At 68.6% G+C, this 11454-nt stretch carries 10 protein-coding genes and 1 other RNA gene; 5 read left to right on the forward strand and 6 right to left on the reverse strand.

From position 1 onward, the window contains the following. The 6 genes from ACIY1X_RS07850 to ompA all read right to left on the reverse strand — a co-directional run. On the reverse strand, positions 1-647 hold a 647-nt coding region (locus ACIY1X_RS07850; RefSeq protein ID WP_399679656.1), incomplete at its 3' end, for a pseudouridine synthase. Between the two features lie 23 nt (positions 648-670). Continuing rightward, positions 671-2266, reverse strand: a complete 1596-nt coding sequence (locus tag ACIY1X_RS07855; protein ID WP_399679623.1) for a methyltransferase regulatory domain-containing protein — start codon at positions 2264-2266, stop codon at positions 671-673. A gap of 75 nt (positions 2267-2341) precedes the next feature. After that, positions 2342-2727, reverse strand: a transfer-messenger RNA (tmRNA) gene (ssrA, locus tag ACIY1X_RS07860). Between the two features lie 13 nt (positions 2728-2740). Next, on the reverse strand, positions 2741-3409 hold the full coding sequence (locus tag ACIY1X_RS07865; RefSeq protein WP_399679624.1) for an HAD-IA family hydrolase: 669 nt from the start codon (positions 3407-3409) through the stop codon (positions 2741-2743). Continuing rightward, on the reverse strand, positions 3406-4125 hold the full coding sequence (ubiG, locus tag ACIY1X_RS07870; RefSeq protein ID WP_399679626.1) for a bifunctional 2-polyprenyl-6-hydroxyphenol methylase/3-demethylubiquinol 3-O-methyltransferase UbiG: 720 nt from the start codon (positions 4123-4125) through the stop codon (positions 3406-3408). Before ubiG ends, ACIY1X_RS07865 begins: the two co-directional genes overlap by 4 nt. Positions 4126-4222: 97 nt before the next feature. Beyond that, on the reverse strand, positions 4223-4870 hold the full coding sequence (gene ompA, locus ACIY1X_RS07875) for an outer membrane protein OmpA (protein WP_399679627.1): 648 nt from the start codon (positions 4868-4870) through the stop codon (positions 4223-4225). Positions 4871-5095: 225 nt separating this feature from the next. On the opposite strand from ompA, the gene gyrA reads away from it, so the two are divergent. From gyrA to ACIY1X_RS07900, 5 genes are read left to right on the forward strand one after another with little or no spacing between them, the layout of a single operon-like run. Beyond that, entirely contained in the window at positions 5096-7723 is a 2628-nt protein-coding gene (gyrA, locus tag ACIY1X_RS07880) for a DNA gyrase subunit A (protein WP_399679629.1), read from the forward strand. Further along, a complete protein-coding gene (locus ACIY1X_RS07885) occupies positions 7720-8298 on the forward strand; it encodes a DUF2059 domain-containing protein (protein ID WP_399679631.1) in 579 nt (192 codons plus the stop codon). The genes gyrA and ACIY1X_RS07885 overlap by 4 nt, the downstream gene beginning before the upstream one ends. 47 nt (positions 8299-8345) lie before the next feature. Next, a complete protein-coding gene (serC, locus tag ACIY1X_RS07890; RefSeq protein ID WP_399679658.1) occupies positions 8346-9413 on the forward strand; it encodes a 3-phosphoserine/phosphohydroxythreonine transaminase in 1068 nt (355 codons plus the stop codon). A gap of 16 nt (positions 9414-9429) precedes the next feature. Then, positions 9430-10551 (forward strand): prephenate dehydratase, encoded by a 1122-nt coding sequence (gene pheA, locus ACIY1X_RS07895; RefSeq protein ID WP_399679632.1) that lies wholly within the window; start codon positions 9430-9432, stop codon positions 10549-10551. Positions 10552-10553: 2 nt separating this feature from the next. Beyond that, the gene (locus ACIY1X_RS07900; RefSeq protein ID WP_399679634.1) at positions 10554-11438 is read left to right on the forward strand and encodes a prephenate dehydrogenase; all 885 of its coding nucleotides are present in this window, start codon (positions 10554-10556) and stop codon (positions 11436-11438) included. The last annotated feature ends 16 nt before the right edge of the window (positions 11439-11454 follow it).

Here is an 11454-nt window from a genome sequence, read left to right on the forward strand (position 1 = left end):
CCGCCGATGCGGCTGCGGTGCAGGCCCGCCACGCGGTTGCCCACCGCCGCCACCATGCGCTTGACCTGGTGGTACTTGCCCTCGGTGAGCGTCAGGCGCAGGTGGCGCTCGTCCACCCGTTCGGCCGCGGCGGCACGCACGGGGCGCGGGTCGTCGTCGAGCACCACGCCGTCGCACAGCCGCTGCACCTGGCCCGGCGTGAAGTCATGCACGCCCTGCACCTCGTAGACCTTCGGGACGTGGCGCTTGGGCGAACTCATGCGGTGGATGAAGGTGCCGTCGTCGCTGAGCAGCAGCAGGCCGGTGGTGTCCTGATCGAGCCGGCCGATGGCCTGCACGCCGTCGGTGCCGCCCTTGGCCGGGCGCTGCCGCAGCGGCGCGGGCAGCAGCGTGTAGACGCTGGGCCAGGCCGAGGGGCGCTGGGAGCACTCGATGCCGGCCGGCTTGTGCAGCATCAGGTAGGCCTTGGCGTGATACGCCCACGCCTCGCCGCGCACCGTGAAGGGCAGGCCCTCGTGCGCGTCGACCTCGGCGGCCGCATCGGTCAGCGTGGCGCCCTCGACGCTCACGTAGCCCTGCTGCACCAGCCCGGCACAGACGCGCCGCGTGCCGAAGCCCTGGCGAAAAAGCAGTTCCTGGATCTCCATCGGCGTGGTCGCCACCTCGCCGTTCAGGCCAGCAGCAGGCCCTTGCGCCGCAGCCCCTGCAGCGCCAGCGCCACCTGCTCGCGGGCGAAGGCCTCGGATTCCGCCTCCCCGGTCACGGGCTGGCCGTCCTTGATGAAGCGCAGGCGCTCGGCACAGGCCTCGGCCTGCAGGTGGGCGGCCAGCTGGGCATGGTCGCGGGCGCCGTCGAGCATGGGCAGCAGGCAGCGTTCCAGCAGCGACAGGCCGACCGACTCGTGCCACTGGTTGCACACCAGCGCGGTGGGCGCGGTCAGCGACGCGAGCGTGGGCGACTGCCGCACCGACATCAGCGCCTGGGGCCTGTCCGGCACCTGGGCCGCCGTGATGACCGGCGAGCGGCGGAAGCGCACGGCGCCGATGATGAGCAGTTCCTCCAGCATGGCCAGCACCGGCGCCTCGACCGCGGCGCGCGGCTCGCCGACGCGCGAGGACACGGCATCGACCAGCGCATCGACGGAGATCGTCGCCGGATGACGCTCGTCCAGCACCTGGGCCACGGCCTTGTGCACCGGCAGGCGCAGCGTCACGCGCAGGCCGCGCTGCGCGGTGGCGGGCTGCTCGTGCGTGTCGAGCGTGAGCGGCTGCCCGTCGACCGCCGCGAAGACCCCCGCATAGTGCAGCTGCCGCAGGCGGTCGCGGTCCAGGCGGTAGCGGACCTCGGTGGCGCGCGCCTGCGGCACCAGCAGGCTCTGCCGGAAGGTGCGGTTGACCAGGAAGTCCAGGTACTGCTCCATCATGATCTGGCTGCCGCCGCATTCGCGCAGCAGCGGCTCGCGCACCTTCTCGCCGTAGTTCTGCACGAACATCGTCGAGGGCTCGGCGTCGCACAGGTAGGCCAGCCCCTGGTCGGCGGCGTGCTGGACGAACTCCTTGAAGTAGCACGGCGCGTTGCACGGTTCCAGGAACTCGTGCAGCAGGTACGACTCGTTGGAGCCGCGCACGATCGGCATCGTCTCTTCCAGCGTCTTTTTGAGCACGCTGTCCGGCCGCGCCGACTGTTCGAGGAACTCGAGCATGCCGCGCGCGTAGGCCAGCTTTTCCTGCGGCGCGTCGCGCGGGCCGCCGCGCAGGATCATCGCGTCGCGCACGATCTCGCGCGCCTTCCAGCCCGGGTAGACGTTGTAGCTCACGTAGGCGACGCCCGCGGGCGCCAGGTTGTGCGCGCACACGCGCAGGATCGCCTCCTGCACCTGCGGCGGCACCCAGCTGTAGACGCCGTGGCAGATGATGTAGTCGAACGTGCCGAAGCTGTCGTCGATGTCGGCGATGCTCAGGGCGCGCATCTCGACATTGCTCACCCGCATGCGGGCCTGCGCCTCCTGGCCCAGCCGGATCTGCACCTGCGACAGGTCCACGCCGAGCACCTTGGCCAGCGGATGCCGCGCCCCCATCGGCAGGAGGTTGCCGCCGGCGGCGCAGCCCAGTTCGAGCACACGCGCCTTCGCCGGCGCCGGCGCCTCCAGGCCGAACAGCCAAGCCAGCGCCTCCAGGTGCTCGATCGCCGTCTGAGGGAAGGGGTGCGAATCGTAGGGCACCTCGTCGTAGTAGCTCGTGAGCGTGCGGGTCAGCGTATCCGTCATCCCTCTTCCTCCTCAGTTGAAACACCCGTGCACAAAAAAGCCGGGCGCCTTTGGGCACCCGGCCATTCGATTGTGTGGTGGAGCTGGGGGGATTTGAACCCCCGTCCGCAAGCCTTCGCCGCGCAGTTCTACATGTTTAGCGATCTGTTTTGGATCTCGCCACCGGTGGCGCGCAGTCGCACGCTCCACCGGCCGCCAGCACCCTTGGATCTCGCGGCGGCCCAAGGTGCCCGGACCGCCGCCAGCCAATGTGATTAACCTTGCAGCCGGGAGGCGTCAGATTGCTCTAGCGCCCCCTTGCCCAGCCCATCGGCCAACTGTTGCAAGGCTCGCCGGGATTAAGCGGCGAGTGCGAAACGTTCGTCGTTTGCAGTTAGTTTGTTTGAATCTGTTTAACGAGCACATTCAGCTCGACATGCCCCGCTGCGGCCCCGAACCCACGTCGAAACCAATGCAGCCCCGGAAAACCGCATTTTAGGCCGGTCCGAGCCATTGCAAGAGCGCCAGTGGCGAATCGACGACGGCATCGGCCTCCCAGAGGGTGGTGTCCGCCTGCGCGCCCAGGTAGCCGTACATCGCCGCCACGGTCCGCATGCCGGCGGCCCGGCCGGCGATGATGTCGCGCTCGTCGTCGCCCACGTAGATGCAGGCCGAGGGCGGCACGCCGAGTTGCCGGGCCGCCTCCAGCAGCGGCGCGGGATGCGGCTTGGAATGCGGTGTGGTGTCGCCGCTGACGATCGCACCCGCCGTGGCGAACAGCTCGATCGCCTGCGTCAGCGGCTCGGTGAAGCGCCTGGCCTTGTTGGTCACCACGCCCCAGGCGAGGCGCCGCTCGCGCAGCGCGACGATGAGCTCGGGCACGCCGTCGAAGACCTGGGTGCCGCGCAGCATCCGCGCCTCGTAGTTGCGGAAGAACTCCTCGCGCATGTCCATGAACTCCGGCGATTCCGGCAGCAGGCCGAACGCCACCCCGAGCATCCCGCGGGCGCCGGCGCCCGCCATCGGCCGATAGGCAGACAGCGGCAGCGACGCCAGCCCTCGGTCCAGGCGCATCCGGTCGGCGGCGGCCCCAAGGTCCGGCGCACTGTCGATCAGCGTGCCGTCCAGGTCGAACAGCACGGCACGCAGCGCGGCGGCCGTCATGCGGCCTCGGTCGGCCGCCGGGCAGCCATCAGGTAGTTGATGTCGGTGTCGGCGCTGAGCCAGTAGCGGCGGGTGATCGGGTTGTACTGCATGCCGCGCACATGCCGCACCTCCAGGCCGGCGGCGCGGGCATAGGCCGCCAATTCGCTGGGCCGGATCAGCTTGCGGTATTCGTGCGTGCCCTTGGGCAGCATGCCCAGCACGTACTCGGCGCCCACGATCGCGGCCAGGAAGGCCTTCGCATTGCGGTTGATCGTGGAGAAGAACACCCAGCCGCCCGGCTTGACCAGTTCGGCACAGGCCCGGACCACGTAGGCCGGCTCGGGAACGTGCTCCAGCATCTCCATGCAGGTGACGGCATCGAAGCCCGCCGGCTGCGCGGCCGCCAGCGCCTCCGCGCTGATCTCCTGGTATTTCACGCCCTGCGTGCCGGCCTCGAGCGCATGCAGTTGCGCCACCTTCAGCGCCTTGCCCGCCAGATCGATGCCCAGCACGTCGGCGCCGCGCCGCGCCATGGCGTCCGCCAGGATGCCGCCGCCGCAGCCCACGTCCACCACGCGCCGCCCGGAAACAGGGGCGATGCCCTCGATCCATTCGAGGCGCAATGGATTGATTTCATGGAGCGGGCGGAATTCGCCGTCGAGGTCCCACCAGCGATGCGCCAATTCCGAGAATTTGGCCAGTTCGGCCGGATCCGCATTCACGTCGAGATTCATGAATCCGATTATCGACGCTCGACCTGCCGCGCGATCGATGCCGAAGACCCAATAAAAAAGCCCCGCCGGGGCGGGGCTTTTAACGAGGAAGCTCGAATCAGTTGGCGCGGGTGCCGACCACTTCGATTTCCACGCGGCGGTTCTTCGCGCGGCCTTCCTTGGTGCGGTTGTCGGCCACGGGCTGCTTCTCGCCCTTGCCTTCGGTGTACACGCGATTGCGTTCGATGCCCTTGGAGACCAGGTAGGCCTTCACGGCTTCGGCGCGGCGCACCGACAGGCGCTGGTTGTAGGCGTCGGTACCGATCGAGTCGGTGTGGCCGACGGCGATGATCACTTCCAGGTTGATGCCACGGATCTTCGAGACCAGGTCATCCAGCTTGGCGCGGCCTTCGGGCTTGAGCACCGACTTGTCGAAGTCGAAGAAGGCGTCGGCGGCGTAGGTCACCTTGCTGGCGGCGACCGGCGCGGCCGGACGCGGAGCGGCGGGGGCAGCCGGCGTGGCAGCGGGCGCAGCGGCAGGCACCAGGGCGCCATCGCAGCCCACGGCGGCGGTGGCGGGCGTCCAGTTGGCATCGCGCCAGCACAGTTCGTTCGTGCCGTTCTTCCACACCAGTTCGCCGGTGCCGTTCTGCCAGTTGTCGATCACGGGACCACCATTCGCGGCGGTGACACGGGTCTGCGCGCCTGCGGCCGTGGCGAGCGCAGCGACTGCAAACATCATCGCCACTTTATTCAGTTTCTTCATGGTTCTCCTCTTGGGGAAAAAGCCGCAGCCGCGCTGCGAAACAAGGACGCTTCAAGTGACCACCACCCAAAACGCTGAGTTGATTGTGCCATAGGGCCTTTCCCAAACCGGCCGCTGCCCAGCGTCGAACCGTAGGACGGGGGCGGAATCCCCCTCTTGTGTTGCTCGATCGCCACACCGGCACCGGGCTAAAATCGCCGGTTCCGCCGCCGGTTTGCCTGCCTCATGACCTCCTTCGCCAAAGAAACCCTGCCCATCAGTCTCGAAGAGGAAATGCGGCGCAGCTACCTCGATTACGCCATGAGCGTGATCGTCGGGCGGGCCCTGCCGGACGCGCGGGACGGGCTCAAGCCGGTGCATCGGCGGGTGCTCTACGCGATGCACGAGCTCAACAACGACTGGAACCGGCCGTACAAGAAGTCGGCCCGCATCGTCGGCGACGTGATCGGCAAGTACCACCCGCACGGCGACCAGTCGGTCTACGACACCATCGTGCGGCTGGCGCAGGACTTCTCGATGCGCCACATGCTGGTGGACGGCCAGGGCAACTTCGGCTCGGTGGACGGCGACAACGCCGCGGCCATGCGCTATACCGAAATTCGGCTGGCCAAGATTGCGCATGAAATGCTGGCCGATATCGACAAGGAAACCGTCGATTTCGGCCCGAATTACGACGGCAGCGAAAAGGAACCTATTGTTCTACCCAGCAAATTGCCTAATTTGCTGGTCAATGGCTCCGGCGGAATTGCCGTCGGCATGGCGACCAATATTCCGCCGCACAACCTCAACGAGGTGGTGGACGCCTGCCTCCACATGCTCCGGCAGCCCGAGGCGACCGTGGACGAGCTGATGGAGATCGTCCCGGCGCCCGACTTCCCCACGGCCGGCATCATCTATGGCATCAACGGCGTGCGCGAGGGCTACCGCACCGGCCGCGGCAAGGTGGTGATGCGCGCGCGCTGCCACTTCGAGGACATCGACCGCGGCCAGCGCCAGGCGATCATCGTCGACGAGCTGCCCTACCAGGTCAACAAGAAGACGCTGCAGGAGCGCATGGCCGAACTGGTCCACGAGAAGAAGCTCGAGGGCATCAGCCACATCCAGGACGAGTCCGACAAGTCGGGCATGCGCCTGGTGATCGAGCTCAAGCGCGGCGAGGTGCCGGAAGTCGTCCTCAACAACCTGTACAAGCAGACGCAGCTGCAGGACACCTTCGGCATCAACATGGTGGCGCTGGTGGACGGCCAGCCGAAGCTGTGCAACCTGCGCGACCTGATCGAGGTCTTCCTGCAGCACCGCCGCGAGGTGGTGACCCGCCGGACCATCTTCAACCTGCGCAAGGCCCGCGACCGCGGCCACGTGCTGGAGGGCCTGGCGGTCGCGCTGGCCAACATCGACGAGTTCATCCGCATCATCCGCGAGTCGCCCACCCCGCCGGTGGCCAAGGCAGAGCTGATGAGCCGCTCCTGGGACAGCACCCTGGTGCGCGAGATGCTCACGCGCGCCCGCGCCGACGGTGGCACGGTCAATGCCGACGACTACCGCCCCGAGGGCCTGGACCGCGCCTACGGGCTGCATGCGGACGGCCTGTACCGCCTCTCCGACACGCAGGCCCAGGAAATCCTGCAGATGCGCCTGCAGCGCCTGACCGGCCTGGAGCAGGACAAGATCGTCGCCGAGTACAAGGAAGTGATGGCCGAGATCGACGACCTGCTGGACATCCTGGCCCGCCCGGAGCGCGTGTCGACCATCATCGGCGAGGAACTGACAGCGTTGAAACAGGAGTTCGGCCAGACCAAGCTGGGCGCCCGGCGCAGCCAGATCGAGCACAGCGCGCAGGACCTGTCCACGGAGGACCTGATCGCGCCCACCGACATGGTAGTCACGCTCTCGCACAGCGGCTACATCAAGAGCCAGCCGCTGGGCGAATACCGCGCGCAGAAGCGCGGCGGGCGCGGCAAGCAGGCCACCGCGACGAAGGAAGACGACTGGATCGACCAGCTCTTCATCGCCAACACGCACGACTACATCCTGTGCTTCTCCAACCGGGGCCGCCTGTACTGGCTCAAGGTGTGGGAAGTGCCGGCCGGCTCGCGCAACTCGCGCGGGCGGCCGATCGTCAACATGTTCCCGTTGGCCGAAGGCGAGAAGATCACCGTCGTGCTGCCGCTGACCGGCGAGGCGCGTCACTTCCCCGACAACCGTTACATCTTCATGGCCACCTCCATGGGCACGGTCAAGAAGACGGCGCTGAACGAGTTCAGCAACCCGCGCAAGGCAGGGATCATCGCGGTGGACCTGGACGAGGGCGACTACCTCATCGGCGCCGCCCTGACGGACGGCCAGCATGACGTGATGCTGTTCTCCGACGGCGGCAAGGCCGTGCGCTTCGACGAGAACGACGTGCGCCCGATGGGCCGCAACGCCCGCGGCGTGCGCGGCATGATGCTTGAGGAAGGCCAGGGCGTGATCGCCATGCTGGTGGCCGAGGACGAGCAGCAGAGCGTGCTGACCGCCACCGAGAATGGCTACGGCAAGCGCACCAGCATCGTCGAATACACCCGCCACGGGCGGGGAACCAAGGGCATGATTGCGATCCAACAGAGCGAGCGCAACGGCAAGGTGGTCGCCGCCACGCTGGTGCACGCCGACGACGAGATCATGCTCATCACCGACAAGGGTGTGCTGGTGCGCACCCGCGTTTCCGAAATCCGCGAACTCGGCCGCGCCACGCAGGGCGTGACGCTGATCGGGCTGGACGAAGGCGCCAAGCTCAGTGGGCTGCAGCGCATCGTCGAGAACGATGCGAACGGCGCCGACGACGTCCCCCTTTCCATGGAGAACCCTGAATGAAGACTTTCAAGCTGGCCCTCGTTTCCGCGGCTCTGGCCTCCGCCGCATCCGCCGGCTGGGCCCAGGACAAGGCGGCGCTGATCAAGGAGTTCATCGAGATCCAGAAGCCGGGCTACGAGCTGCTGGCCCAGAACATCGCGCAGCAGGAGGCCGCACCGGTGCTGGCGGCCAGCTCGCGCTTCGTGCAGGAGCGCGTGCCCGCCGACAAGCGCGAGACCGTGGCCAAGGCCGGCGAGGCGGAGGTCCAGAAGTACTTCGACGCCGTGGTGCCGATCATCCGCGACAAGGTGGCCCAGGTGGCGCCGGGCGCCATCACCCCGGTGCTCGAGCAGGAGTTCAGCGCCGAGGAACTGAAGATGGCCATCGACTGGATGAAGTCGTCGGCCAGCCGCAAGCTGGCGGGCGCTCAGCCGAAGATGGTGCAGGCGATCATGACGGCACCGTCGATGAGCGAACTCGAATCGCCCATCACGACGCAGGTCAAGCGCCTCGACGACGCCATGGTGAAGGCGCTCGGCGTCCCCGCCGACGGCGGCAGCGGCGCAGCCAACAAGAAGGCACCGGCCAAGAAGTGACCGCCACGCCGTCACGCCCCTACAACTTCTCCGCCGGCCCGGCAGCGATGCCGGAGGCCGTGCTGCGCCAGGCCGCCGCCGACATGCTCGACTGGCAGGGTTGCGGAATGAGCGTGATGGAGATGAGCCACCGGGGCAAGGAGTTCGGTGCCATCCGCGACCAGGCCGAGCAGGACTTCCGCGAGCTTCTCGCGGTGCCCAAGGAATTCCACGTCCTGTTCATGCAGGGCGGCGGGCTCGGCGAGAACGCCATCGTCCCGCTGAACCTCTCGCGCGGCGCGGGCGTGGACTTCGTGGTCACCGGCAGCTGGAGCGCCAAGTCGCAGAAGGAAGCCCAGCGCTACTGCCGGGCGCGGATCGCGGCCAGCAACGCCGACAGCCGGCACACCACGCTGCCGGCGCCCTCTTCCTGGCAGCTCGATCCGGACGCCGCCTACGTGCACCTGTGCTCGAACGAGACCATCCACGGCGTCGAGTTCCAGGAGCTGCCCGACCTGCAGGCGCTGGGCAGCCGGGCGCCGCTGGTGATCGACTTCTCCTCCCACGTCGCCTCGCGGCGGGTGGACTGGCGCCGCGTGGGCCTGGCCTTCGGCGGCGCGCAGAAGAACCTGGGGCCGGCGGGGCTGACCATCGTCGTCGTGCGCGACGATCTGCTCGACCGCGCGCTGGAGATCTGCCCCAGCGCCTTCAACTACCGGCTGGTGGCCGACAACCACTCCATGTACAACACGCCGCCGACCTGGGGCATCTACATGGCAGGGCTGACCTTCCGCTGGCTGCTGGCGCAGGCCGAGGGCGACCTGCACGGCGTCGACGCCATGGCCGAGCGCAACCGCCGCAAGGCGGAGCTGCTCTACGGCTACATCGACGCCTCGCCGTTCTACTTCAACGAAGTGGCGCCGGAATGCCGCTCGCGCATGAACGTGCCCTTCTTCCTGCGCGACGAGAGCCGCAACGCCGACTTCCTCGAAGGCGCGCGGCAGGCCGGCCTGCTGCAGCTCAAGGGCCACAAGTCGGTGGGCGGCATGCGCGCCAGCATCTACAACGCGATGCCGCTTGAGGGCGTCCAGGCGCTGGTGTCCTACATGCGAGAATTCGAGCGACTTCACACCTGAGCGTGAACGCGTCCGAATGACCGCCCCGGCCACCCCACCCGACTCCCCTTCTTCCTCTCCCGATCCCCTCGCCGAACTGCGGCAACGGATCGACGCGCTCGACGACCAGCTCCTGAAGCTGCTCAACGAGCGCGCCCACGTGGCCGAACTGGTCGGCGAGGTCAAGAAGCGCGAGGGCACGCCCTTCTTCCGCCCCGACCGGGTGGCGCAGGTCATCGAGAAGATCAAGCGCAACAACGCGGGCCCGCTGCGCGAGGCGCACGTGGCCGCCATCTGGCGCGAGATCATGTCCGCCTGCCTGGCGCTGGAGTCGCCGCAGCGCGTGGCCGTGCTCGGCCCCGAAGGCACCTTCTGCGAGCAGGCCGCCATCGAGTACTTCGGCGGCGCCGCCGACCTGATCCACTGCGCCAGCTTCGACGAGGTCTTCCATGCCACCGCCAGCGGCAGCGCCCAGTACGGCGTGGTGGGCGTGGAGAACTCCAACGAGGGCGTGGTCACGCGCTCGCTGGACATGTTCCTGCAGTCGCCCACGCACGTCGTCGGCGAGGTGAGCCTGCTGGTGCGGCACAACCTGCTGCGCCGGGAGAACTCGCTGGAAGGCATCGAGGCGGTGCTGGCCCATCCGCAGGCGCTGGCCCAGTGCCAGGCCTGGCTGGCCAAGCACCTGCCGGGCGCCGAGCGGCGCGCCGTCTCCAGCAATGCCGAAGGCGCCCGACTCGCCGCCTCCAACCCGGCCTGGGCCGGCCTGGCGAGCGAGCGCGCCGCCACCCAGTACGGGCTGCACATCGTGGCCCACGCGATCCAGGACGACGCCTACAACCGCACCCGCTTCGCCGTCATCACGCTGCCGGCCACGCTGGCCATGCCGCCGGCCTCGGGCCACGACTGCACCAGCCTGGTGGTGTCGGTGCCCAACCGCCCGGGCGCGGTGCACGACCTGCTGGTGCCGCTGAAGAAGCACAACGTCTCCATGACGCGCTTCGAGTCGCGCCCGGCGCGCACCGGGCAGTGGGAGTACTACTTCTACATCGACCTGGACGGCCATCCCTCGCAGGCGCACGTGGCGGCCGCACTGGCCGAGCTGCGCGCGCTGTGCGCCTTCTACAAGGTCATCGGCGCCTACCCGGTCAAGACCTGAAGATGTTCGACCAGTTGGGACTCATCGGCTGCGGCCTGATCGGCGGCTCGTTCGCGCTGGCGCTCAAGCAGGCGCGCCTGGTCAAGCGGGTGGTCGGCTACAGCAAGTCGCCCTCGACGACGGAGCGGGCCAGGCAGTTGGGCGTCATCGACGTCGCGGCGCCCTCGGCGCTGCTGGCCGTCTCCGGCGCCGACCTGGTGCTGGTGGCCGTGCCGGTGGGTGCCTGCGAGGCCACCTTCCGCGCCATCCGCCACGGCATCGGCGAGCGCACGCTGGTCATGGACGTGGGCTCCACCAAGGGCAGCGTCATCGAGGCGGCCGAACGCGGCCTGCAGCAGAAGCTGGCCAGCTTCGTGCCGGCGCATCCCATCGCGGGCAAGGAAGTGTCGGGCGTCGAACATGCCGAGGCCGGCCTGTTCAAGGGCCGCCAGGTGGTGCTCACGCCGATCCAGGCCACCCGGCGAACCCACGTGGACCGCGCGGCGCAACTGTGGGCCGGCATCGGCGCCCGGGTGCTGCAGATGGACCACGAGGCGCACGATGCGGCCTTCGCCGGCGTCAGCCACCTGCCGCACCTGCTGGCCTTCGCGTTCATCGACGCCATCGCGGCCCGATCCGACGGCAAACACATGCTCGGCCTCGCCGGGACGGGCTTCCGCGACTTCACCCGCATCGCCGCCAGCGATCCGGCCGTGTGGCGCGACATCCTGCTGTCCAACCGCGAGCAGGTGCTGCTGCAGTCGCAGGCCTTCCGCAAGGCGCTGATGCAGATGGAAGCCCTGATCGCCGCCGACGACAGCCCGGGCCTGGAGCAGGCGATCGCCGCCGCCAGCCGCGTGCGCGCGGCCTGGACGCTGCCCGCCGACCAGCCGCCCTCGGCCGAGTGACGATGTTCTCCATCCC

This window comes from Xenophilus sp., assembly GCF_044462705.1.
In the GTDB taxonomy this organism is placed as follows: Bacteria; Pseudomonadota; Gammaproteobacteria; order Burkholderiales; family Burkholderiaceae_C; genus Xenophilus; species Xenophilus azovorans.